Source organism: Microcoleus sp. FACHB-1515, assembly GCF_014696105.1.
Taxonomy (GTDB): domain Bacteria; phylum Cyanobacteriota; class Cyanobacteriia; order Elainellales; family Elainellaceae; genus JAAUTJ01.
This window is the reverse complement of the sequence record NZ_JACJPO010000030.1, coordinates 69,517-93,688: the sequence shown is the minus strand read 5'-3', so window position 1 is coordinate 93,688 and position 24,172 is coordinate 69,517. Positions and strand designations below refer to the sequence as shown.

The window sequence follows — 24,172 nt, the reverse complement described above, 5'->3', positions numbered from 1 at the left end:
CTCAATGCTCCAGCCCAACTCCTAATCCCTGTACCTCTATGAACAGAAAGCGCTTGTCTGAAATTGGCTTAGGACTGCTGGGCGTGCTGATGTTCAGCTTGTCGATCGCAGTGATCGCCCATGAACTGCGGCAAAACAACCATCAAGACATTCTCCGCAGCCTTGCCGCCATTTCCAAGTTGCGGCTGCTGAGTGCGATCGCGCTGACAGTAGTGAACTACTGGGTGCTGACCGGATATGACCTGCTTGCCCTGCGCTATGTCCGGCGATCGCTGCCCTATCGTCGCGTTCTGCTGACGGCCATTATCAGCTACGCGATCAGCAACAGTGTCGGATTTGCAGTTCTGACGGGTGGCGCAATTCGCTATCGGCTCTATTCGCTGTGGGGCATGGGCGCGATCGATATTGCCCGCATCGTCGCTTTTAGCAATCTGGGCTTTTGGATCGGGCTATTTGCGATCGGTGGCGCGGTGTTTTGGCTGGAGCCAATCGCGATTCCAGCTTTGCTGCATCTGCCGTTCACCTCTGTTCGACCGATCAGCGTTTTGTTTCTGACGCTGGCACTGGCCTATTTGATCACCAGCTTGGTGAGTCAGCGATCGATTAAAATTGGCCGCTGGCTTGTGCCGCATCTGCCGATTAATCTGTCGCTGCTGCAAATTTTGCTGACCTCGCTCGACTGGGCGATCGCAGGCGGTGTGCTGTACGTTTTGCTGCCAGAGAGCGACATTTCATTCCCCGCTTTCTTTGGCGTGTATCTCTTGGCGCAAATGGCCGGACTGATCAGCCATGTTCCCGGTGGGCTGGGCGTGTTTGAAACGATCGTGCTGCTGCTGCTAGAGGCCAAAATTCCCTCTGTCGATTTGATCGGGGCAATGCTGGCCTATCGCGGCATCTATTACTTTTTGCCGCTGGGCGTGGCGATCGTGCTGCTGAGTTTTTACGAAGTCAAGCAGCATGTGCGTCCTCCGATTCGCTAGCCGCTGATCGCTAAATTGTCGCGATGCACGACCGTTTCCGCTCCGCCATAGCCGAGAATTTGAGGAATTTGCTCGGATCGAGCACCGCGAATTTTTTGAAGTTCGCTGCTGCTGTAGTTGACGATGCCTCTGGCAATTTCCTGGCCGTGTCGATCGCAAATCTGGACGGCATCTTGACTTTGAAATTCGCCTTTGACTTCAACAATTCCCGCCGCCAGCAGCGACTTGCCGCCTTTGCGAACGGCTTCCACCGCACCCGCATCGAGATACAGCCGTCCCGCCGTCACCAGTCCATGTGCAATCCAGCGTTTGCGGGCGCTAACTGCTTCCTGTTCCGGCTTAAACTGCGTCCCCAGTGGTTCACCCTGAAGGATGCGATCGATGTTGTGCGGCGATCGTCCCTCGGTGATTACCGTTCGCACTCCGGCAGCAGTGGCAATTCTCGCAGCGGCGATTTTTGTCACCATGCCGCCCGTTCCCCAAGCCGAGCCGCGATCGCCCACTTCCACGTTGAGTTCGCTCAGGTCGGCAATGCGATTCACCTCGACGATCGGCTGCGCGTCCGGGTTCGATCGCGGATCAGCCGAATAGAGGCGATCGACATCCGTAAGCAGAAACAGCCAGTCCGCCTTCACCAAACTCGCCACCAGAGCCGAGAGCGTATCGTTATCGCCAAACTTGAGTTCTTCCGTTGCCAGCGTGTCGTTTTCGTTGACGATCGGAATCACACCCAGCTTCAGCAGTTGCCGAAACGTCCGGTACGCATTGACATAGCGGCTGCGCTGAACAAGATCGCTGCGGGTAATTAGAACTTGCGCGATCGGCTGCTGAAGCGAACTAAAAAAGTCGTCATAGACACGCATCAGGCGACCCTGCCCGACTGCGGCGACTGCTTGCTTCATGGCGATCGTTTTCGGTCGCTCTGTCAAGCCCAGCCGCGCACTGCCCACACCCACTGCACCCGAAGAAACCAAAATCACCTGATGCCCCTGCCGCCGCAGGTCGCTCAAGGTTTCGACTAGGGTGGCGATCGTCGAAAGCGCCAAAAAACCGCTATCCGGACGAGTCAGACTGGATGTTCCAATTTTGATTACGATCGTTTGCGCCTTCATCCCTCATCCTCATCCCTCATTCTCATCGTAAAATGCCAGCCCTCTAAACGTAAGGACTGGCATTTCACAGCAGTATTCACAGGGATTTATCGGCTAGGGTCTCAAATTCGCTGACCCCATTTGAACTGTAATTAGAATGCCAGGAATTTCTCACTTTCTGATTGTTCGTAATCTTTTCTTTATATTTACTTCAAATGCGAAAGATTAAGAAAGATTAAGTCTTGCTGTTGGAGGGAAGTGTGGCACCCAAAGCCTGCGACAGCCAAACCTCAACGGTGCGGACAGGATAGCGCTGGGCAACCTTGGCCGGATCAACCATCGGTTCCACTAAAATCGTGAACATACCGAGTCGATTTCCGGCCAGCACATCGGTGAACAAGCGATCGCCCACCATTGCCACCTGCTCGATCGGAATGTCCATCGCTTCAACGGCCTGCCGCAGCTTGCGCCGTGACGGTTTTCTTGCGCCCAGAATGTAGGGCAGATTCAGCGCTTCGGCAATGCGGCTGATGCGATTTTGGCTGAGATTGTTGCTGACAAGCCACAGCGACACGCTGGGTCGGAGCGTTTGCACCCAAATTTGTAGATCCTCAGACACTTCGGCCAAACTCATGGGCACTAGTGTTTCATCTACGTCGAGCACCAAGCCTTTTAGGTTGTTCTGATGCAAAATTTCTGGCGTCAAGCTCAAAATTGGCTCGCCTAAAACTAAGTCGGGTTGTAGCAGTTTGCCCCAAGACATAAGCCGTTTCGATTGAAAAAGTGAATGAATGCAGTAGAAGGATTTGCGGCTTGCCTATTGAAGCACCCCGATCGAAAAGCTTTTCAGCAAGCACCCGTCTTGCAGTGGCCGACCATCGCCCGCTGAGAAAATGTATGCGGCATGACTGCACGCGCTCGAAACTGCAAGCAGCGGGCGACCATTTCTCAAGCGCAATTTCTACCTGAAAGCAGCGCTTCAGCAAAGCGGCAGTTTTCCCATTCTATCGAGTTTTTGGGGCGATCGCGCTAGTTGGGAGTGCTCTCAGACGGCTGCGCGGCCAGATCATCTTGAATTTTGATCTGGGCGGCTTCATGTTCGGCCAGGGTGCGGCTGAAAACATGCGTGCCGTCATAGCGAGCCACAAAGTAAAGGTATTCCGTATCTTGCGGCTTCAAGGACGCTTCGAGGCTGGCAAGTCCCGGACTGGCGATCGGCGTGGGTGGCAAGCCCGCATTAATGTAGGTGTTGTAGGGCGAAGGCTGACGCACCTGAGCCAGCGTCAGCGGTTGACCCGGAGCCTGCCGCAGGTTAAACGCATATTCCACAGTCGGGTCAGCCCCAAGCGGAATGGATTCCCGTAGGCGACGAGCGAAGACACTGGCGATCGTGTCTCGTTCCTCATCCACAACCGATTCTTTTTCGACAATGCTCGATAGCGTCACCCAGTCCTTGAGGCTGTAGTCCGATTGCCCTTCTTGATAGACGGGGAGGGCGACTTGCTCGAAGCGATCGAGCATTTGATTCACCACCTGTTCGGGCGTGGGATTTTCCGGCGTTTGGTAGGTGTCGGGAAACAAAAAGCCTTCGAGATGCGGCAGATCTTTGGGCAGCCAGGGGTAGCGATCGTAAGGCACTTGGCGAGCCGCAGCAAGAAACGCATCAGCCGAGAAGAAGCCTTCTTCCTCGAAATAAGCAGCCATCTGTCGCATCGACCAGCCTTCGGGAATCGTGAAGCTGGCCTGCACGACATCGCCCTGCCAAACCTGATTGGCGATTTCATCGAGCGGACTGGCAGGCGAAAGCTCATACGTGCCTGCCTGAAAGCCGCCTTCGCGATTTTGCAAGCCTTGCCAGCGCGTCCACAAATTCCAGGCTCGGCGCGATCGAATCAGGCCTGCGGACTCTAGATCTGCACCGATTTGCTGGGCAGATGTTCCCGGCGGGATTTCGATTTGCACGGTGCTGTCGGCGGCTTCTCCGGCGCGGGCAGGAGCGGTTGCCCAACTCCACCACGACCAGCCCTGCCAAGCGCAAACGCCCAGCGTGGCTGGAAACACAAGCAGGTAGAAAAATCCTTTGGAGATGCGGCGGGCGATCGTCATGAGTCAACCCCTTGGGCGATTGGCAAGCAAATCTAGGCTATTCCATTTCATCGAAAAGCTGGTCTTCAAGCTGCGATCGAATGGCTTGAAATTCCGCTGGTGATAGTAGCTCAGGTTTGCCTGTTTTGTCCATCCGAGCAAAAAACAAAAGCGGATCGAGCGGAGTGCAAATCGCGTATTCCTGCTCTTCATAGAAGAAATTGCCGAGCAGTTGAAACTGTTCGGATTCTGCTTCGGGCATTCCTTCATCTTCAATGTCGAGCGTGATGATGTCGTCTTCTTCGGCGGGTGGAATTTCGCCGGATGCGGTCAAGGTCAAAGCCGTCCGCGACAAGGTTAAATCCTGTTCGGCCATGACTGCGCGGGCAGTAGAAAACACTTCGTCAATTTCTTCGTCTTCGATATCAACGAGCGTTTCGGCTTCGTCGTCTTCTTCGTCTGGCTCCCAAGCAAAAATTTCGATCGGCGCATCGACAGGCAGCAGCAGCACATATTCTTGCCCTTCGACTTCCAGCGAATGCTCAATGTAGCAAACGAGCGATCGCCCCGCTTCGTCTGTGAGCGTCAGGGTCGGCGCATCCGATTCGTGATCATCGTTGCGTGCATTGTTTTGACCCGATGCCATACCGTATCCTCCTAAGCTGCCAAACACAGAAAATTTAACGATCGCGATCGCTTGGCGATAAAGCCACTACAGAAAAATTTACAGCATGGCCTGACCCGAAAACCGCTTTTTCGCAATTTCTGCCAGAAGGTGTGCCCTGTTCGAGAACAACCCGTGCAAAACCAGCGCATCCGTACAGCGGTGGCCTGCCGATTGATCGCCCGGTTTAAAATCGCCACTCAATCCAGCTTGGCAACCACAGGGGTCAGCAAAATGGCGCTTTGACTGTCCACCAGCAGGGCAGTGAAATTCTGTCTGGTCAAGATTTGCAGCACTTGATTTGCTGCGGCGAGATCTGGCGTTTGAATGGCAAGCAGGTAGGGACGCTGGCCGTAAGCAACCAGACCGACATCGCGAGACAGGACTTGCCGCACTTCGATCGCCACTTCCGGTCGGTTCGCATAGTCCACCAGGACGGCATAGCCTGCTCCGAGCGGCTGCGGATTGTAGATCGTGGTGGCGGGTGCAGCGGCGACGGGCGATGTGGGAGCAACAGGCGCTGGGGCAGCAGGCGAAGCAGGAGCAATCAGTGCAGCGGCTGACGTGGGTGCAGGACTGGGGGCGAGGCTGGTCGGCTGAGGAAATGGATCGACTGGTGGAACCACAGCGGGTTGAGGAGTAGGAGTGATAGCGGCTGTCGCGGGTGGAGCGATCGCCGCCGGAGTGGGCGCGATCGCAGGAGCCGCAGCAGCGACAGGGGGACGCGCCACAAACGTTCGTAGGCCGCTGGCGTCGCTGGCATACTGCGCCCAAGACTGAGCAACCTCTGGCGTGTTGAAGCCGTCGATGCGTAAAACGCGATCGGTCAGATAGGTGCAAACCGTCGCAGTCGCATTGCCGGGAAGCGCGTTGCCCAATTGCGTTTGGATTTCCTCAGTTGGATCTACCACGATCAGCAGATATTCATTGGGGCGCGGCGGTTCACAGGCAGGAAGCGATTGCGATCGACTCGGCAGCAGGGGCAGCGTGACGGTGGCGATCGACAAGGCGGCAGCGCTCAGCAACAAACGAATGGGCGGCATCGATCTTGGCTCCCTCAAACGAAAATGCAGTTTGCAAATTATCGATCGAATCGACGCATTAAGTACGCCACGCCAAAATCGCCGTTGGGATGATTCTCCAACCGTTCCGCCAGGTCAAACACTCGTGCGGCCAAGTCTTCGCCTAATTTTTCGATCGTGGCTTCGCGTTCGCGCTCTGCCGTTTCGCGAGCCTTGATGCGGATTTGCCATTCGCTGGTGAAAAGGTGTTCGATCGCCGTGTGCAAACCAAGCTTTTCCAGCACTTCCCATTCGCCATGATCGCACCAGATGCCGTTGCAGTTCGGGCAGCGCTCCACGTAGAAGGGCGTTTTGAGGCTGACTTTGGCGCGGCTGAGGTAGTGGTTGCACTCTGGACACAAAGCGGCTTTGGTGTCGAACGGCGACTGCACATAATCTACATCCAGCGTCGCAGGCAGATCGTGAATTCGATCGTGCTGGCTTTGCCAGGTTTCATATTCGGCAGCGGGAATCCAGGTTCCTTTGCAGTCTGAACAGCACTGCACAGCCAAATTGCCGCTGAGCGTGCTGCTTTCGAGTTCTGTTTTGCGGTCTTTGGGGCAGCGCACCGTCATTTCTCCACTCGCTGCTTTTCATTAAACCATCGCGATCGACGGTTCGATCGCCCTCACGATACGATCGAACCCACTGCCCTCCTTTTCCCATGCTGCTCGGCCTGGATTTTGGCACAAGCTCAGTGAAAGCCCTGCTGCTCTCGATCGAGGGCGCGGTTTTGGCAGAAGCGTCGCAACCCTATCCGGTCGATACGCCACAGCCCAACTGGGCAGAAACCGATCCGCAAGCGTGGTGGAATGCCGCTGCGATCGCCGTTCGCTCGATCGCTCAAGGCCAATCCGTGCAGGCGATCGGACTGTCGGGACAAATGCACGGCGTTGTGCTGGCAACTGCAACAGGTGCGCCATTGCGTCCAGCGATTTTGTGGGCAGATACGCGCTCGCATCCGGCAATTGCCACCTATCAGCAGCTTGATTTAGAAATGCGTCGGCGGCTTGCCAATCCGATCGCGGCTGGCATGGCCGGAACTTCGCTGCTGTGGCTGCGCGATCGCGAACCGGAAATCTACAGGGCGGCTCGCTGGGCGCTTCAGCCGAAAGACTGGATTCGCCTGCGGCTAACGGGAATTGCCGCTGCGGAACCATCCGATGCGTCGGCAACGCTGCTGTATGATTTGCCGAGCGATCGCTGGGCGGAAGACATTGCCGCTGCCTTGAACTTGCGCTTTGATTGGCTAGCTCCGATCGCCCCTTCCAGCCAAATTGCCGGACATCTCACATCGGAAGCTGCCGAACTGTTCAATTTGCCTGCGGGGATTCCCGTCGCGGCAGGAGCGGGCGACACGGCAGCGGCTTTGGTTGGCAGCGGTTTAACCGAGTCGGGACTGGCACAACTGACGATCGGCACAGCCGCGCAGATTGCCGCGATTCGATCGCAGCCCGCGATCGATCTGCAAACGGGAACGCATTTGTTTCGATCGGCTCTGCCTCAGCAGTGGTACAGTTTGGCCGCAATGCAAAATGCTGGACTGGCATTGGAATGGGTGCGCCAGATTTTGGGCTACAGTTGGCCGCAAATCTACGCCGAAGCGTTTGCGATCGAGCCTGGCTGTGCAGGCTTGACGTTTCTGCCGTATTTGACGGGCGAACGCACGCCGCATCTTGATCCACAAATTCGCGGCAGTTGGATGGGGTTGAGCTTGGTTCACACTCGCGCTCACCTGATGCGATCGAGCCTGGAAGGAGTCGCGTTTGCCATCCGGCAGGGACTCGACGCGCTGCGGTCAACGGGAATCGCGATCGAGTCGCTGCGATTGGCAGGCGGCGGCTCGCTCGAACCACAATGGCGACAGCTTTTGGCCGATGTTTTGCAAGTGCCGCTGCACAGCATGAGCCTCAGTGCTGCCTCTGCTCAAGGTGCAGCCCGACTTGCTGGCATGGCGATCGGATTGGAATTCAACGCGCCCCAAATCGCTCAAGCCACCGTGCCGCGATCGATCGCACGACTCGAAGCCGCCTATCAGCGCTTTTGTCAGCTTTACCCGCGCCTTGCTGGATTTCGTTCAACCTGAGCAGGATGCATGGAGGAAGTGGAAATTATTAAGCGAAAAATTTCACTTCTCCAGGACTGACGCATCAGCACCCAAAAATGAATCTCCAAAGCTCAAGTCGGTTTCAACGGACTCAGCCTGTCAACCCATTTGAATGGGTTTGCGCTTTCAGCCGGAAATTGATTGCACGGCTTTTGCCGCTGTCCTGATTTTCCACTTTGAAAACTGAGTAAAATTGTCGAAGCATCCTTCCCAAGCCTCAGTGAATTAACTGAAGCCTGCAACTATCTTTAAGGCATTGAGCTTTTAGACATTGAGTCACTTCAAAATCCTCGAATTGTGACGATGAGGAGGCAAGCAAGCTCAATCTCAACTTCGCTCAATTCTTTGACAATCTGCCCGCATCGATCGCCAGGAAAAAGCAATTTGCCTGTCGCCATTCGCCGCACGCGCGGGAATGCTATTGCCAAGCATTTCATTCACCTGGCGCTGCTCCAACGCCATTCATCCGGTCATCCGACATTCACTGCAATGACAGCTACTCCGCGTCTCGATGTTGTCGCTCAGGCGATCGCCCAAAGTCACAGTCAGCAGCGCGTCAAAAAACTGCTGGTTTACGCTTGTCACGGCAGTTGGGAAAGCGAACCACTCAAGCTGAATCAATATGCCTGGATCGATTTGCTGCAAACAATCCAGCAGATCGCCCCAACCTTCGATCGCCTCCAGGCGCATCTGACAACGCTCGTCAAAACGTTGAACAAGCCTGCCGAATACACGCTGGTTGCCAACGTCATTGCCAACTGCTGCCGCCTGCTCTACACAGCACCTCCCCCTTCGCCCGAAAAGCGCCAGCGCTATGACCAAATTGCCGCTCAGCTTCAGGCCGAGCCGGACGCAGTACGCATCAAAAAGCTGTTGGTGTGCGCCTGTCACAATGTCTGGGAAAACGATCGCGCCCGACTCGATCGGATTTCGCTGAGCGAACTGGTCGAAGAACTGCACAGCCTCGCCACGACGATCGAGCAGCTACAGGCCGTCCTCGAAAGCATTGTTAAAACGCTGAACCGACAGGGACACTATCGCATCGTGGCGCAAGCGATCGCGCAAATTTTCGCGCCGCTGTATCGCGACGAACTCGAAGCCACAGTGGTTTTGCCCGATCCGCCGATCGCGCCGTCTGCCGATGCGCCCGGTTCGATCGTCAAGTCAACCCCCAGCCTGCCGCTGTCTGCCCGTGTGGATGCGCTGCTGTTTGATCTGCGGCTGGAAATTCTCAAATATGCGAATCCGCTGCGGGCAAAGCTGTTGCTGTTTAGCGCTCTGCATGAACCGATCGACCTGTCGCAAATCAGCCTGCTCAAAACCGACGACCTCGATCATCTGCTGCGATCGATCATCCGCATTCATCCCACGCCTGCCGCCTTGGAACTGCACCTCAATGATACAGCTCAGCAGTTAAAGGGCGACTACGTCCAAACGGCACGATCGATCGCGCGATCGCTGCAAGGTTTCTACCAAGATGCGGATCTGCGAAACTTTTTGCGATCGCCGGATGTTGCGGAGGGCGACCAGATCCGCACCTTTGCCGTCACAGCAGGCAAAACCGAACTGGCAGGCGGAGCGATCGGGCACTCAACGGATCTGAGCCGCCCGCTTGAAATTACGGGAACTTCCGCTGCTCCTGCCTCCGTTCAAGATCGTTTTTCTGCTTAATTCCTAACCTCAATCCTTCTGTGCATGAATGCGATCGAACTGCTCAAACGCTACGAATCTGGTGAAACCAACTTTCAAGGTGTCAGCTTGCGAAATGCCCGTTTACCGGGTGCGGATTTGATCGGCATCAATCTCAGTGGAGCCGATTTGCAAAGCGCCATTCTTGTTTTGGCCTATCTCAATCGCGCTCGGCTGAACAAAACTAGCCTCAAGCAGGCGAAACTTTGTGGCGCAAATCTCAGTCAGGCCAGCTTGACAGGAGCCTGCTTGCAAGATGCCGATCTGCATGGCGCAATTTTGCAAGGTGCTGATCTGCGGAGTGCCGATCTGACGCTGGCCTATTTGCTCGATTCCAATTTAGTCGGAGCCGACTTACGCAACGCCAACCTCAGCGGTGCAAATTTGACGGGAGCCTGTTTGCGCGGCGCGAACTTTCGCGAAGAAAACAATCGCTACACCGCCAATCTGCGCGGAGCCTGTTTGCGTAAGGTTGATCTGCGCGGTGCGAATCTCACCGGAGCCGATCTTGCTCGCGTCGATTTGCGCGGTGCGAATCTGAGTGAAGCCACGTTGCGCGAAGTCGATTTGCGCGAAGCCGATCTCACCGAAGCCAATCTCAGCGGCGCACTGCTGACTGAGGCAAATTTGACAGGCGCAATTTTGCGGCAGGCGTTGCTCGCAAATGCCAAGCTGGAGCGATCGCACCTGACCGAAGCCGACCTTGCCACCGCAAATTTGCGCGGAGCCGTGCTGCCCGATGCCAAGCTCGATCGTGCTCACCTTGTCCGTGCCGATCTCAGCTTCACCAACCTTGCTCGCACTGACCTGAGCCGCGCCAATTTGACGGACGCGAATTTGCGATCGGCCAGCCTCACCGATGCCTATCTTGCCCGTGCCGACTTGAACGGAGCCGATTTGCGCGAAGCCGGATTGATCCGAGCCGAAATCAGCAGCGCGAATTTGATCAACGTTCAGCTTGAAGGCGCGACGATGCCGGATGGCAGCATCAGCACTTAGCTGGATGACAAAATTTCCTAGGCAAAATGGGAACGTTTGGAGCGATCGCGTCATCCAGTCAGGCAAGAGTGCAACCGGGAATTTCTCCGGATGTGTTTAGAAATCGGGGGATTCCAGTTAAAGTAAGGTCGGACTAACCGTCGATTTTTCGGCTCGCCATACAAACGACTTCATGAGAATTCGGATCGATCGCCCCGTCAAGTTTTTCTCAAACTGGGAGAAACAGCCTGCTTTTGCCTGGGCTATTTCCCTCAGTTGGGTGCTGCTGCTGTGTGCAATCGCGTTTGGCTATCACTTGGGTAGCATCGGACTGGTGGATGAAACCGAGCCGCTGTTTGCCGAAGCTGCGCGCCAAATGGTCAAAACAGGCGACTGGATCACGCCTTATTACAACGGCCATACGCGATTTGACAAGCCGCCCCTCGTGTACTGGCTGATGGCGATCGGCTATCGAGCGATCGGTGTGAATGAGTGGGCAGTCCGTTTGCCGTCTGCTCTTGCTGCTACTGCTCTGACGGTGTTTGGCTTTGTGACGCTGCGTAAGTTCGGCTATGTGCAGCCTGCCGACGGCACCGAAGCAGCATCGGATCGCCATGCTTCAACTTCGCGATCGCTCTGGCTTTCGGCTTGGATTGGAGCAGCACTGATGGCACTGAATGCCGAAACGCTGGTTTGGGCGCGGACAGGCGTTTCAGACATGCTGCTGAGCGGCTGTATGGGAACTGCACTGATGGCATTTTTCTGGGGCTATGCGACCGAGGATCGATCGAGCAAAACCCGCTGGTATTTCGCTTCCTACGTTTTGTGTGCGCTGGCCGTTCTCACCAAGGGACCAGTCGGTGTCGTTCTGCCAATCTTGATTGTCGGCGCATTTTTGCTGTATGTCGGTCAGTTGCAATCGACCCTGCGCGAAATGCACCTGCTGCCTGGAGCGCTGCTGTTTCTAGCGATCACGCTGCCCTGGTATTTTCTGGTGATTCGCGCCAATGGCGATGCCTACATCAATTCGTTTTTTGGCTATCACAACATCGAGCGGTTTACCAGCGTCGTCAACGACCATGCTGCCCCCTGGTATTTCTACTTCATCGTTGTTCTGGTTGGCTTTTTGCCCTGGTCGCTTTATCTGCCGATCGCCATTTCCCGCTGGCGCTTGGGGCAACGCCGCCAGTGGCAGTCGCAGCCGCGATCGACGCAGTTTGGCTTGTTTGCGCTGTTTTGGTTTGCGGTGATCTTCGGCTTTTTCACGATCGCCGTCACCAAACTGCCCAGCTATGTCCTGCCCTTGATGCCTGCCGCTGCGATTCTCGTTGGGCTGCTGTGGAGCGATCAGATGCAGCGTCCGCGCTTGCAGCGGAGCGTGATGATTACAGCGATCGTGAATTTGGTGTTTTTGGTCGTTTTGGCAGGCGTAGTGCTCTACAGCGCTAACTGGATGGGTGACGATCCCGCCATGCCAAACTTGCCGGAAACGATGCGGCAGTCCGGCGTTTTGATTTGGGGCGGCTTAATTTGGGTTTTGGCAGCCGCGATCGGAGCGCTGCTGCTTGTTTCGCGGCAGGGTCGCTGGCTGTGGAGCGTGAATGCGATCGCGTTTGCCGCTTTCATTTTGTTTACGATCGTTCCCGCAGCGTTCTTGATGGATGTCGAGCGACAGCTACCTTTGCGCCAAATTGCCGCCACGATTCGCACCTATCCGCCAACGGAAACTGTCCTGATGGTTGGCTTTGAAAAGCCCAGCTTGGTGTTTTACACGCAGCGATCGATCACTTATCTTTCGCATCCCGATCGCACGATTGACTACTTGCGGCGATCGCGCACTGAGCAGCCTGCGCCTCAATCTGCCCTGGTATTGGGCTATCCAGACAAGCTGGAAGAAACGCGACTGCGTCCCAGGCAGTACGATTTGATTCAAACCGCAGGTGCTTATCAGCTTTGGCGCGTTCCGCTACCGCTACGCGAATAGGGGCACGGCACGCCGTACCCCGATCGGAAGCATCCTAAAACTGTGATCTAAAAGCGATCGCTTCAGTCGTCGAATTCGCCGAGCATTTTGACTTCCGGTTCTAGTCGCACTGACCAGGACTCTTCCACCTTTGTTTGCACGTGGCGGATGAGCTGGAAGATATCGGTGGCCGTTGCGCTGCCGCAGTTCAAGATGAAATTTGCGTGCCGCTCTGCAACTTGCGCTCCGCCGAGCGAATAGCCCTTCAGTCCCGTCTGCTCGATCAGCCAGCCTGCCGTGCGGAAATCAGGATTGCGAAAAACGCTGCCACAGCTTGGCAGATGATAAGGCTGCGTGGCGCGACGCGCATCGAGATGGGCGGTGGTTTCGGCGATCACCTGCTGCGGATCGGCTCCGGGTTGCAGTTGAAAAGTCGCCTGCGTCACCAGTTGACCGCTGCCCTGCAAAATCGACGTGCGATAGCGAAAGCCCAATCGATCGCGATCGAACGATTCGAGCGTCCCTGTCTGCGAAATTACCTGAGCGTTGAGCAGAATATCTGCTGTTTCCGATCGATGCGCTCCGGCGTTCATTGCCACTGCACCGCCGACCGAGCCGGGAATGCCCACTGCCCACTCTAGCCCTTGCCAGCCGCGCTCTGCCGCCTGCCATGCAAGACGAGCGATCGGCACGCCTGCTGCTGCCGTCACCTGTCCGGTTTCCGGGTCAAAGCGGGTAAAGCGCAAGTGGCGCGTTCCCAAGATCAATCCGGGCAGGCCGCGATCGCTAATCAGTAAATTCGTGCCTGCGCCGAGCAGCGTCACAGGCAGCGCTTCGGACTTTGCCCATTCCAGCAGCGGCCATAAATCAGCGGCATCACGCGGAGCCACATACCACTCGGCTAGCCCGCCAACGCGCCAAGAAGTGTAGTTTGCGAGTGATACCTGCGCTTTGATCACGCTGGTTGTATCGGGCAGACAGATGGTTGGAGGATGAGACACAGGTGCGATCGAGCGGCGTTTCAGCTTTTGGAGCGGGATGCCGACACTGCGAACACTGGATCGATTATCAGAAAGGGTCATAAAAATCAACTCTAAAGAGGGAACAGACGCTTGATTCGTTCAGTCGTCTCTCTAGTGAGAGAAAATTTTGAGGAGAGCACGCGCCGGAAATGCGATTGCTAAGCCGTTGCTTCTGGCGCTTCAGCCTCAAGCTGTGCAAAATAAGCAGTCAGTTCCGGAATGATACGGTTGAGATTTCCCGCTCCCAAGAACATCACCAGATCGCCAGGCGCAAGCTGCTCCATCAGAAAAGCAGAGACAGCAGGCAGCGTCGGTTGAAACACAACCTGCGGATGATGGGCAGCGATCGCGTCCGCTAGCTGAGCACCACTGACGCGATCGAGCTGCGGCTCTCCTGCACTATAGATTTCTGTTGTGATCACGAGATCGGCGCAGTTGAACGATCGGGCAAACGCTTCCAAAAAGGTTTGCGTGCGGCTGTAGCGATGCGGCTGAAAGACGGCCACGACTCGACGCGCTCCTGCTTGAATGCGAGCCGCTGCCAGCGTTGCTTGAATTTCGCTGGGGTGGTGCGCGTAGTCGTCAATAAAGCGAATGTGGTTTGCTTCGCCGCGATACTCAAACCGCCGTCTTGCTCCGCTGAAGGTTTCAAGAACCGAAGCGATCGTGACGAATTCCAGTTTTAACTGACGCCCGACGGCGATCGCCGCTAGCGCATTGCTGAGATTGTGACGACCGAGCAGCTTGAGATTGAGCGCTCCCAACAGTGTGCCGCGCTCCCAAACTTGTGCCGTTGTTCCCTCCGATCGATAGCTGATGCGATCGACCCAGTAATCTGCTTGGCGATCGTGCAGGCTGTAGGTGATCTGCGGCTGTAGATCGTTGCGTACCGTGTCGCAATCGATGCAGCCCACAAGAATTTGACAGCGCTGTGCAAAAGTTTTGAACGTGCTGACCACCTGATCGAGCGTCGCATAGTGGTCGGGATGGTCAAGCTCGATATTGGTGACAACGCCGATCGCCGCCGACAGTTTGACCAGCGAGCCGTCAGATTCATCTGCCTCTGCTACTAGATATGGCCCGTCGCCGAGGCGAGCGTTGCCTTCCCAGGCATTGACCTCGCCGCCGACCACAATTGTCGGATCTAGTCCTGCGTTGAGCAGCAAATAGCCGATCATGCTGCTAGTAGTGGTTTTGCCGTGCGTTCCGGCAACCGCAATGCTTTCGTATTCTTGAATCAGCGCAGCGAGAATGTCCGATCGATGAAAGATCGGACAGCCCAGATCGAGCGCAGCGCGATATTCGGAATTGGCCGGATTAATCGCCGTTGAGCAAACAACCTGCGGCAACACCGGGTCAGGTGAGAGTGTAACAACACTTGCGGTTCGAGTCGGTTCCGCTTGCGGTTCAACGGGCGATCGAAAATGCGTCAAATTGGCTGCATCTTGGCTCCAAAAGATATGTGCACCTTGTTCTTGCAGCCGCTGTGTGATGTGGCTGAGGCTAATATCTGAACCTGAAACGGGCAGCTTGCGTTTTGCTAAAATATAGGCGAGAGCCGACATTCCAATTCCACCAATCCCGATGAAATGAAACGGCTTCCCGCTGAAATCTACAGAATTCAGCATTCTTGCTCCTTAAACACCACACCACACCGATAACACGCGGATATCATAGCAAGATTTGCTTTTTTGCGATACATCCGCGAGCGCGAAATGAAATTCGCCTAAATCAAATCGAAATCATCGATATTGAGTTAACTACAAGCGTTTCTAACTCGATTTCTGAAACCGATCAAAAATTTTCAGCTATATAAATTCAGCATCTCGGCTTTGTCAAAAAACGATCGAAAACTCAAGGCTGCTTACGGAAGAGGCAGCTTCAAGCCTGGTTTTATCTTTGCGTGTGTCCACTTACTGAGAAGGTCGTGAAAGGCGAGGCGATCGCAATGCCCCGACGCGCCATCTTTGGAGGCACATTCAATCCGATCCACTGCGCTCACCTGGAGATGGCCTGCGCTGCTTGCGAACAGTTTCATCTCGATGAAGTCGTTTGGGTTCCCACACTCGCGCCGCACTATAAATCGCAAGCTGCACCGTTTGAGCATCGGCTGGCGATGGTGGAACAGGCGATCGCTCCTTATCCTCAGTTCACCTTGGCTGGCTTATCGGCGCGATTTGCGATCGAGATTTTCACGGCGCTGCAACAACAAAAACCTGACACTCACTGGTTTTGGCTGATCGGACTAGATGCCTTTGCGACGCTGCCGCGCTGGGTCGATCGCCACAAGCTTGCTTCCCAGTGCGATTGGCTGATTGCTCCGCGCGGCGAGCCGGACAAAACTCAACCGCAAATTCACCGGATTGAACGTCAGCTTCAGGCCGAGGGGATCACGTTACGCTGGCAGATGCTCGATCGATCGCCCAGTCCAATTTCTTCCAGTTTGGTGCGCGATCGCTGCCAAGCAATTTTACCTATTGCAAAATTAGTTCCAATGCCCGTCCAGACTTACATTCAGCAGCATGGCCTCTATCGATCGTGATCCCCAAAGCCGATTCCAGTCACTGATCCCTATTGAGAGGCGTACCTCGAAAGTGTATGATTTTCTTGACCGTAGACCGCTAGCAGAAATGGAACTGACTTGAAATTTGCGCTTCAGGTGCAGTGCAAGTTTTTCTGAAATTAGGGTCTAACCAGAGCGATACCCTTCGGGGACGCCGCGATCGATTTTAGTAAACAGAGGGCAAGACGCAGTGATTAGAGTAGCGATCAACGGTTTCGGACGCATCGGACGTAACTTCATGCGATGCTGGCTCGGACGAGAAAACAGCAATTTTGAAATTGTCGCCATCAACGACACATCTGATCCCAAAACAAACGCGCATCTGCTGAAATACGATTCGATGCTCGGCAAAATGAATGCCGACATCAGTGCCGACGAAAACACCATCACGGCAAACGGCCATGTGGTGAAATGCACCTCCGATCGCAATCCGCTCAATCTGCCCTGGAAAGATTGGGAAATTGATTTGATCATCGAATCGACGGGCGTGTTTACCAGCCGCGAAGGAGCCTCGAAGCACCTCGAAGCCGGAGCCAAGAAAGTTCTGATTACCGCTCCGGGCAAAAACGATGACGGAACGTTTGTGGTCGGCGTCAACGACAAAGACTATGACCACAGCAAGCACACAATCATCAGCAACGCAAGCTGCACGACCAACTGCCTCGCGCCGATCGCTAAAGTGATTCACGAATCGTTTGGCATCGTTAAAGGCACGATGACGACGACGCACAGCTACACCGGAGATCAGCGCTTGCTAGATGCAAGCCACCGCGATCTCCGCCGTGCCCGTGCTGCCGCCTTGAACATTGTTCCGACCACAACCGGAGCCGCTAAAGCCGTCGCGCTGGTGCTGCCGGAACTGAAGGGCAAGCTGAACGGCATTGCTCTGCGCGTTCCGACGCCAAACGTATCGATCGTCGATCTCGTAGTGCAGGTCGAACGCGGCACAATTGCCGAGCAGGTGAACGAAGCCCTCAAAGCTGCTGCCGAAGGACCAATGAAGGGCGTTTTGGCCTACAGCGATCTTGAACTGGTTTCCTGCGACTATCGGGGAACCGATGAATCCTCGATCGTGGATGCCAGCTTGACGATGGTAATGGGCGGCGACATGGTGAAAGTTGTCGCCTGGTATGACAACGAGTGGGGCTACAGCCAGCGCGTGGTTGACCTAGCTGAAATCGTCGCCCAAAAATGGACAGCATAGGCGATCGCTCTTTCACAGTCTAGTCAGCAAAGGGGCGTCGTGATCTTTGCCCCTTTGCTGGTTGATGCCCTAAGAAGCAGAATTACCGCTGGTTTCCGGCGCTTCAAACTTGTAGCCAACGCCGCGCACTGTTTGAATCAGCGCAGGCTGCGTCGTATCGATCTCGATCTTCTTGCGAATCTGGCCGATGTGGACATCGACAACGCGCTGATCGCCGACATATTCGTAGTCCCACACCTTCTGAATCAGTTCGGCTCTGCGCCACACGCGACCGGGATGACTCGCTAGAAAATGCAGCAGATCAAACTCTAGCGCCGTCAGCAAGATGGCCTCGTCGTTCAGCGTGACTTCGCGGCGAACCGGATCGATCGATAGCCCGTTAAACGTTAAAGACTGCTGAGCAGGCGGCGTAATCGGTCGTTGCCGCTTCAAAATCGCACGAACGCGCACTTCTAGCTCACCCAGGCCAAACGGCTTGGTCAAATAGTCGTCTGCGCCTTGAGAAAAGCCGCGAATCTTGTCTGCTTCGTCGGTGCGGCTTGTTAGCATCAGAACGAACACATTCGTGCGGCTTTGCATTTCTTGACAAAGCGTGTAACCCGTGGCGTCTGGAAGATTAACATCTAGAATCACCAAATCTGGGTTGAACTGCTCAAATAGCGTCATGGCCGATTTGCCATCTTCGGCAGACTCCATCTGGTAGTTTTGCTTAGACAAGAACCGATGGATGAGTGTGCGGATGGCAGGGTCGTCATCAACGACAAGAATCTTGGCTGAAGCCATGACCATTACCTTTCAAAGTGGAGGGTTAAATGAACAGGTATATTCCCTAACCCATTATGAAACCTGAATGAAAAGTTGCCAGTATTTGATCAACTGTTCCCAAATCGATTCACAATGGAGATGGAGGTAGATGCGCCACCCTAGCTGCCCTAACCCATTATCCTTCTAAAAATTAGCAATGAGAATATCCTGAATGGGAAAAAATTGTCATGCTGAGGTTGAGTCAGCCAGTGCAGCGCACAATCTTTGCAAACCTGTGACAATTGTTTGCGAAGCGAAAGTAGGCGGTTACACTAATGGCTAGTGGCTAGAGCACCTGATTAGCGGTCAGAGCAGCCGTCGAGAACGCTGAGCGTTCGCATTTCTTTCTGCTCATCATACTCGATACTAGTGGGGGTCTTTCGGGAGGTCGTCAATGAGTGATCAAAATCACTACGCGAAACTTGGCGTAGATGAAAGTGCTTCGTTTGAAGAAATTCAAGAAGCCCGCAATCGATTAGTTGAGCAGCACAGCGGCGATCGCCGTCAGGTCGAAGCGATCGAGGTCGCCTACGACGCGATTTTGATGGATCGGCTGCGGCTGCGACAAGAAGGCAAGATCAAAGTGCCTGATGTCATTCGGTTTCCAGAACGCACCGTAGAGCCGCCCGCAAAACTTGCTCCAACGCCGTCAGCAAATTCACCAGACTGGCTTCAGCGCATGGTGGATACGCCGAGTCGGACGGACATTTTGCTACCCGCAGGCTTGTTTTTGGTGACGGGGCTGCTGAGTGTTTTGTCCTCACCGCAGCTTGCTCTGGCGCTGGGGGTGGGGTTCAACCTTTATTTCCTCAATCGCAAAGAGCGCAAGTTTGGGCGATCGCTCCTCCTGACGCTGGGCGGACTGGTGGGCGGCGTGTTTCTTGGCTTGCAGCTTGGGCAGTTTTTCCCTCAGCCGCTCGCCGCCGCAGGGTTGTCGCTCGAAGCTTTTGCCTCGCTGGTGACGTTCTTTGTCCTGTGGCTCATCAGTAGCTTCTTGCGTTAGCAACCATGACGATCGACCCCAAAATGCGACTTCTCGGCGGTTGGCGAGAAGTCGCGTCTTGTTTTCAAGCTTCGATCGATTCTAGCCGCTCCGCAAATTTGATCCCCTCATTCTGACGGACTATCGCTAGAATGATGGTTAAAGTTCTGTCAACTTTTGTTCACATGCTTACCGTTCGCGAAATACTGCCATCGTCACTGATTCGCGAATCACTCCACTGCAACGCACTCAACTGTCAAGCTTCAATCATCCATGCTTCCTCATTTCGTCGCTTTCAGTTGAGATCCGCCAATTTTTCTATTTAACCACAATGACTTTAACGGCTACTTGCACCCCCTGCTACCGCATTCCTCCCAGCCGATCGGGTCGATTTACTGCCGCCTGCCCTTCGTAAGCGACGGCTGCGTCGCAAAGATGCAGTGATGGCTCGATCGCTGCTTTGTTGGACTTTCAAAGTTGTGTGTTCAGGAGAAGCAATTCATGCTACACCGCAAGATCTATCAACTCTGTTGTGATGGTCGCGAAGTTTGGATCTTTCTGCGGGATCAACAGCGCTGGATTGAACGCGCTCGTATTCTAGACATTGAAGGAGATTTGGTTACACTGCGCTACGAAACAGAAGAAGACGACGAAATCTGCTCTTGGGAAGAAATGGTGCGGCTCGAAAGCATCGGCGCAGTGACGCAAAAACTGGCAACTGTGCCGCGCGGCGATGTGGAGCCGTTGGTGTCAGAAGACTGCCCCGAAGCCGAACAGATTCGTCGCCGTCCTGACGAACCGTAAACGCAAATTTCTGGGCGCGATTTTTTCTAGGTTGGATCGATCGCGCCCCTTTGCTAGCGATCGCGCCGACTAGTCCGGCCACTTTTCAAGCTGGTCGTTACGCAGCCAAACATTCGGCGCAGGCATGTAGCCAAACTTCACCAGCACATAGTCGCCCTTAGCATCCACCACTTCACCTTTGGTTTCATAAATGTAGGGCGGAAATCGATCGTCGCTTGCTTTCGCTTCCAGGCTGTTTTCCATCTTGTCGCGCAAAGCTCGCACCAAATCACCTTTCTTGACGGGCATGATTGACTCCTTCTTGTGTCCTTTCAGTAGTTTGACATTTTCTTAAGCGGGAAGCGCGATCGCTCACTTTGGTTGCAAGCTGTCGTTCCATCATCTCCAACCTCCTTGAACTCCCTATAGATCTTTCTGTCGATCGAGAGTAGGATCTTCAGCATTTGCTGGCAGCGTGGGGATGTGACGGAGTTTTCGATATGACCAACAGTGGCAAGCCAAAGCGTCGATCGCCGCCTGCGATCAAAGTAATCGTGCCGAATCGATCGAGTCGGGCGAAAAAACCGCTTCCTGCCCAAGCAAACCTGCCCACTGATGCGTTGCCTGTTGTGAATGCTAGGATTGCTCCGACACCTGCTTCACCTGTAATGATTGAACCGGAACCTGTGACTGAAGGTGAAACGCTGGCAGCACCGTCGCACAAATGGCGCTGGCGATTTCCAACAAGCTTAAGGTTTTGGGCAGTTGCTGCCCTGACCACCACGCTTGGCATTGGCGGCTTGTCGATCGCGCTGCTGCTGAAGCTGCCCGCCCTGCCAAACTGTCCATCGATTTTTTGGCCGACCGCCTCGGCCCGACTGCGGTTTTACTGTGCCGACCTTGCCGCCAACAAGCAAACCGTTGATGATTTGCTCGAAGCGATCAAACTGATCAACAGCCTGCCCGCCGATCACCCCCTGCGTCCCGAAATCAATCGGCAAATCGAAACCTGGGCAACCGATATTTTGAATTTGGCAGAAGCCGCGTTTAACAACGGCAAGCTGGACGAAGCGATCGCCACTGCTCGGCGCATTCCCGCCAACACTTCCGCACACAGCTTGGTGGAAGACCGAATTAAAAAGTGGCAAGACATTTGGCAAAAGGCCGACTCGCTCTATCAGGGAGCGCAAAACGCCCTGAAAGCGCAAGATTTGCAAAAGGCATTCACCCTGGCGGTTCAGCTTCTCGATGTCGAGAACGAATATTGGCGGACGACGAAATATCGCGAACTGAACGGGCTAATCGCCATGTATCGCGAAGATGGCAACAAACTCGGTCGCGCCCGCAGCCTGATCGATCGCGGCGGCAAAGAAAACCTGCTGGAAGCCGTCAAACTGATTGAGGAAATCAAGTCAAACAGTCCGCTGTATGCCGAAGCCGACAAGGTGATGGCCGAACTGGGACAAAAAATGCTTGATTTTGCGTCTGCCGCGCTCGATCGCCAAGATTGGGAAGGTGCGCTGGACGTGCTGCGCCAAATTCCCGAACGCGCCAAACTGCAAGCCCAAGTGCAAGACTTCCGCGACTTGGCCGAAGCGCAGCGGCAAGCTTGGGGCGGCACGGTGGCCGATTTGGAAGCGGCGATCGTGCAGGCGCAACGGCTCGCGCCCGATCGCCCACTGTACGATCGCGCTCAATCGCTGATTGGCCGCTGGCGGCTGGAAATCGAAGCGGTCGGCTATTTGGAACGCGCTCGCCAGCTTGCCGAACCAGGCGGACTGGGTGACTTGACATCGGCCATTTCTGAAGCCTCAATGGTTCGGCAGGGAAATCCGCGTCGTGCCGAAGCGCGTCGCCTGATTGCCGACTGGTCGCAGCGCGTGGAAGACATGCAAGACCGTCCGCGCCTCGATCAAGCCGAACAGCTTGCGATTCCGGGCGATATGGCTTCGTTGCAGGCGGCGATCGCAGAAGCCAGCCAAATTCGCCCTGGTCGAACGCTTTATCCCCAAGCGCGAGAGCGCATTCGCGACTGGACAAGCCAAATCCAAACCATGCAGGATCGGCCAATTCTCGATCGCGCTCGTCAGCTTGCCCTTTCAGGCAATTTGCCAGAGGCGATTCAAACAGTGGAATCGATCGCGTCTGGCCGCGCGTTGTCTCGCGAAGCTCAAACGGATTTGCGCGACTGGCGTGCCCAAATTCAAGGTCAAACGCAATTGCAGCAGGCATATCAGGCCGCCAGCAGCAACACGATCGCAGGTTTGGTTTCATCGATTCGGATTGCCAGCCAAGTTTCTGCGAATAGCTCAGCTAGGGCAGAAGCCGATCGCCTGATCGATGCTTCCAGCCAAGCGCTGCTGCAAACGGCTCAGGCACAAGCCCAAACGGATTTGGCGGGGGCGATCGACACTGCCGAAAATATCCCGTCGCGATCGTCTGTCTACGGCTCTGCCCAATCGCTAATTCAAGAATGGCGATCGCGCCAAGTTCCCGTTTCGCCGTCTATCCCGTCGTTCTAGGGCGATCGCTAGTCCTCCAAAATTTCACCCAAATACAGCCGCACAAATTCCCTAGCCGCATCAGGATTCATCTGCTTGAGCGCTTTGGTAATTTCAGCAATATTCTCGGCACTGGGATCGAGACCATGAAACCAGCGACCGACGTTGGCGCGACTAATGCCCATCGTGACGGCTAGCTTGTTTTGCGTGATGCCGTATGTTTCGAGAACTTGCTTGAGTGCTTGGCTGGCTCTGCCCATGCGGAAAAATTATTCATCCTCCTCGGTCGATTGAAGAATGTCGCCTAAGTAGAAATCGACAAAGGCTTGTGCGGCATCGGGGTTAATCTTTTGCAGAGCGGCTGTGATGGCGGTGATGGTTTCGCCTGTCGGGTCGGTGCGCTCGTGCGTCCAGCGATAAACCACCGTGCGCTCAATGCCCATTGTGACGGCTAACTTGTTTTGACTGATGCCAAACGTTTTGAGGGTTTGCTTGAGCGATCGACCTGCCTTTCCCATGCGCTCGATCGTGTCAGAGGACGATGACCGAGTAAATGTGAATTAACTAGTTCACATACAGTATGATGTAAGCAAGTAAGTTTACATACAATTTCTGGTGTCCTATGGCTGAAGAATTTTTGTCAAATGGTGATGCAAATGTTCCACCGATCGATCCGCCTGTCGATCGTCCGAAAAAGCGCGATACCGTTCCGGGAGCGCTTCGCGATCGCCGTGAAGCCGTCCGCATTATCGTGGTCGGCTCTGATCCGGCAATTACAAACATCATCTATACGCTGTTTGTGAAAGAGTTTGCTGAAATTTATGAATGGAGCGATTCGCTTCCTGAACCGAATACCGGAAAGCTGATGCGCGTCGTGACAAAATACGTGAATTTGGATTGATGGTAGTCGGTCAACCTACAACGATGATGTCGAGTGCAGGCGGGGAATTGATATGACGGCGATCGTTCTCAACCTCAAGCCGCTAATTGAACTGAATGATGATCAGTTTGAACAATTGTGCCGCAATCATCACGACCTTAGCTTTGAGCGAACAGCAAAAGGAGAGTTAGTAATTGTTCCTTTAGTTGGCGGTATAGATGGCATTCGTGAAGCTGAGTTGATTAGCCGTTTGGTTTTGTGGAATCGACAAACGCGATCGGGAATTGTGTTTAGTTCTTCGGCTGGTTTTCGGCTACCAAATGGGGCAATTCGATCGCCTGATGCGGCTTGGGTGTCGATCGATCGCTGGGAAAATCTCACACCTGATGAGCAAAAAAAGTTCGCGCCGCTGTGTCCTGACTTTGCGATCGAGCTTCGGTCAGAAACCGATGAAATTACAGATTTGCAGCAGAAAATGCAGGAATATCTCGATAATGGTTTGCGCTTGGGCTGGCTGATTAATCCTCAAGATCAACAAGTTGAGATTTATCGAGTGGGACAATTAAAGGAAGTGTGCGATCGTCCTTCAGAACTCAATGGTGAAGATGTTCTTCCGGGTTTTGTTCTTGGTCTTGCGATGATTTGGGAGAGTTAGGAAGAGAGGCGATACCGTTTTGGGACAGCGCGATCGATTGGGCTGCGTGGAATGCCCTGAATTAAAATTCGGGCTAATAGCTGATGTCCGTTGAAACGGACTGGATTGAATTGGGTTAACCCGTTTTAACGGGTTTTCGCTGTGAGCCTGAAATTTATTT

At 54.5% G+C, this 24,172-nt stretch carries 24 protein-coding genes; 12 read left to right on the top strand and 12 right to left on the bottom strand.

The features are described from left to right. Positions 1 to 38: 38 nt before the first annotated feature. Positions 39 to 980 (top strand): lysylphosphatidylglycerol synthase domain-containing protein, encoded by a 942-nt coding sequence (locus H6F67_RS10645; RefSeq protein ID WP_190766108.1) that lies wholly within the window; start codon positions 39 to 41, stop codon positions 978 to 980. Here the strand turns inward: H6F67_RS10645 and proB are convergent. From proB to H6F67_RS10615, 6 genes are all read right to left on the bottom strand, one after another. Then, positions 977 to 2,092: a glutamate 5-kinase gene (gene proB, locus H6F67_RS10640; RefSeq protein ID WP_190766106.1), complete on the bottom strand. Its 1,116-nt coding sequence runs from the start codon at positions 2,090 to 2,092 to the stop codon at positions 977 to 979. The two genes, H6F67_RS10645 and proB, sit on opposite strands and share 4 nt — an antisense overlap. A 214-nt stretch (positions 2,093 to 2,306) precedes the next feature. Further along, a complete protein-coding gene (locus H6F67_RS10635) occupies positions 2,307 to 2,834 on the bottom strand; it encodes a YqeG family HAD IIIA-type phosphatase (protein WP_190766104.1) in 528 nt (175 codons plus the stop codon). Between the two features lie 266 nt (positions 2,835 to 3,100). Continuing rightward, positions 3,101 to 4,177 carry an endolytic transglycosylase MltG gene (gene mltG / locus H6F67_RS10630; RefSeq protein WP_190766102.1) on the bottom strand — a complete coding sequence of 359 codons (1,077 nt, stop codon included), beginning with the start codon at positions 4,175 to 4,177 and terminating at the stop codon, positions 3,101 to 3,103. Between the two features lie 37 nt (positions 4,178 to 4,214). Continuing rightward, positions 4,215 to 4,802, bottom strand: coding sequence for a DUF3727 domain-containing protein (locus H6F67_RS10625; RefSeq protein WP_190766100.1), 588 nt, complete (start codon positions 4,800 to 4,802; stop codon positions 4,215 to 4,217). A gap of 218 nt (positions 4,803 to 5,020) precedes the next feature. After that, positions 5,021 to 5,863: a hypothetical protein gene (locus H6F67_RS10620; protein ID WP_190766098.1), complete on the bottom strand. Its 843-nt coding sequence runs from the start codon at positions 5,861 to 5,863 to the stop codon at positions 5,021 to 5,023. 38 nt (positions 5,864 to 5,901) lie between these two features. Continuing rightward, positions 5,902 to 6,456, bottom strand: a complete 555-nt coding sequence (locus H6F67_RS10615; RefSeq protein WP_199304347.1) for a zf-TFIIB domain-containing protein — start codon at positions 6,454 to 6,456, stop codon at positions 5,902 to 5,904. Between the two features lie 89 nt (positions 6,457 to 6,545). Between H6F67_RS10615 and xylB the strand changes: the two genes are divergently transcribed. From xylB to H6F67_RS10595, 4 genes are all read left to right on the top strand, one after another. Further along, a complete protein-coding gene (gene xylB, locus H6F67_RS10610) occupies positions 6,546 to 7,967 on the top strand; it encodes a xylulokinase (protein ID WP_190766096.1) in 1,422 nt (473 codons plus the stop codon). 510 nt (positions 7,968 to 8,477) lie between these two features. Beyond that, complete coding sequence (locus H6F67_RS10605) at positions 8,478 to 9,659, top strand: hypothetical protein (RefSeq protein WP_190766094.1); 1,182 nt, start codon at positions 8,478 to 8,480, stop codon at positions 9,657 to 9,659. 24 nt (positions 9,660 to 9,683) lie between these two features. Then, positions 9,684 to 10,676: a pentapeptide repeat-containing protein gene (locus H6F67_RS10600; RefSeq protein WP_190766092.1), complete on the top strand. Its 993-nt coding sequence runs from the start codon at positions 9,684 to 9,686 to the stop codon at positions 10,674 to 10,676. 172 nt (positions 10,677 to 10,848) lie between these two features. Continuing rightward, complete coding sequence (locus H6F67_RS10595) at positions 10,849 to 12,639, top strand: glycosyltransferase family 39 protein (protein WP_190766090.1); 1,791 nt, start codon at positions 10,849 to 10,851, stop codon at positions 12,637 to 12,639. A gap of 62 nt (positions 12,640 to 12,701) precedes the next feature. Here H6F67_RS10595 and murB read toward each other — a convergent pair whose 3' ends face one another. Both murB and murC read right to left on the bottom strand, forming a co-directional pair. After that, entirely contained in the window at positions 12,702 to 13,700 is a 999-nt protein-coding gene (murB, locus tag H6F67_RS10590; protein ID WP_190766088.1) for a UDP-N-acetylmuramate dehydrogenase, read from the bottom strand. Positions 13,701 to 13,798: 98 nt separating this feature from the next. Continuing rightward, on the bottom strand, positions 13,799 to 15,268 hold the full coding sequence (gene murC / locus H6F67_RS10585) for a UDP-N-acetylmuramate--L-alanine ligase (RefSeq protein ID WP_190766086.1): 1,470 nt from the start codon (positions 15,266 to 15,268) through the stop codon (positions 13,799 to 13,801). A gap of 275 nt (positions 15,269 to 15,543) precedes the next feature. On the opposite strand from murC, the gene nadD reads away from it, so the two are divergent. Both nadD and H6F67_RS10575 read left to right on the top strand, forming a co-directional pair. Continuing rightward, positions 15,544 to 16,182 (top strand): nicotinate (nicotinamide) nucleotide adenylyltransferase, encoded by a 639-nt coding sequence (gene nadD, locus H6F67_RS10580; protein WP_190766084.1) that lies wholly within the window; start codon positions 15,544 to 15,546, stop codon positions 16,180 to 16,182. A gap of 211 nt (positions 16,183 to 16,393) precedes the next feature. Next, entirely contained in the window at positions 16,394 to 17,407 is a 1,014-nt protein-coding gene (locus tag H6F67_RS10575; RefSeq protein WP_190766082.1) for a type I glyceraldehyde-3-phosphate dehydrogenase, read from the top strand. 69 nt (positions 17,408 to 17,476) lie between these two features. Here the strand turns inward: H6F67_RS10575 and H6F67_RS10570 are convergent, their stop codons facing one another. Beyond that, positions 17,477 to 18,190 (bottom strand): response regulator transcription factor, encoded by a 714-nt coding sequence (locus H6F67_RS10570; protein WP_190766080.1) that lies wholly within the window; start codon positions 18,188 to 18,190, stop codon positions 17,477 to 17,479. A 415-nt stretch (positions 18,191 to 18,605) separates the two neighbouring features. Here H6F67_RS10570 and H6F67_RS10565 point away from each other — a divergent pair, with 415 nt between their 5' ends. Both H6F67_RS10565 and H6F67_RS10560 read left to right on the top strand, forming a co-directional pair. Then, positions 18,606 to 19,214, top strand: a complete 609-nt coding sequence (locus tag H6F67_RS10565; RefSeq protein ID WP_190766078.1) for a CPP1-like family protein — start codon at positions 18,606 to 18,608, stop codon at positions 19,212 to 19,214. Between the two features lie 480 nt (positions 19,215 to 19,694). Beyond that, a complete protein-coding gene (locus H6F67_RS10560) occupies positions 19,695 to 19,997 on the top strand; it encodes a DUF6679 family protein (protein WP_190766076.1) in 303 nt (100 codons plus the stop codon). 69 nt (positions 19,998 to 20,066) lie between these two features. Here H6F67_RS10560 and H6F67_RS10555 read toward each other — a convergent pair whose 3' ends face one another. After that, complete coding sequence (locus H6F67_RS10555) at positions 20,067 to 20,285, bottom strand: NAD(P)H-quinone oxidoreductase subunit O (RefSeq protein ID WP_190766074.1); 219 nt, start codon at positions 20,283 to 20,285, stop codon at positions 20,067 to 20,069. A gap of 191 nt (positions 20,286 to 20,476) precedes the next feature. Between H6F67_RS10555 and H6F67_RS10550 the strand changes: the two genes are divergently transcribed. Next, on the top strand, positions 20,477 to 22,498 hold the full coding sequence (locus H6F67_RS10550) for a chromosome segregation ATPase (protein ID WP_190766072.1): 2,022 nt from the start codon (positions 20,477 to 20,479) through the stop codon (positions 22,496 to 22,498). 8 nt (positions 22,499 to 22,506) lie between these two features. Here H6F67_RS10550 and H6F67_RS10545 read toward each other — a convergent pair whose 3' ends face one another. Together H6F67_RS10545 and H6F67_RS10540 are read right to left on the bottom strand one after the other, a co-directional pair. After that, positions 22,507 to 22,737: a helix-turn-helix transcriptional regulator gene (locus H6F67_RS10545; protein ID WP_190766070.1), complete on the bottom strand. Its 231-nt coding sequence runs from the start codon at positions 22,735 to 22,737 to the stop codon at positions 22,507 to 22,509. Positions 22,738 to 22,746: 9 nt separating this feature from the next. After that, complete coding sequence (locus tag H6F67_RS10540; protein WP_190766068.1) at positions 22,747 to 22,995, bottom strand: helix-turn-helix transcriptional regulator; 249 nt, start codon at positions 22,993 to 22,995, stop codon at positions 22,747 to 22,749. Positions 22,996 to 23,099: 104 nt separating this feature from the next. On the opposite strand from H6F67_RS10540, the gene H6F67_RS10535 reads away from it, so the two are divergent. Further along, positions 23,100 to 23,378 (top strand): hypothetical protein, encoded by a 279-nt coding sequence (locus tag H6F67_RS10535; protein WP_190766066.1) that lies wholly within the window; start codon positions 23,100 to 23,102, stop codon positions 23,376 to 23,378. 52 nt (positions 23,379 to 23,430) lie between these two features. Then, complete coding sequence (locus tag H6F67_RS10530; protein ID WP_190766064.1) at positions 23,431 to 24,012, top strand: Uma2 family endonuclease; 582 nt, start codon at positions 23,431 to 23,433, stop codon at positions 24,010 to 24,012. Positions 24,013 to 24,172 lie beyond the last annotated feature (160 nt).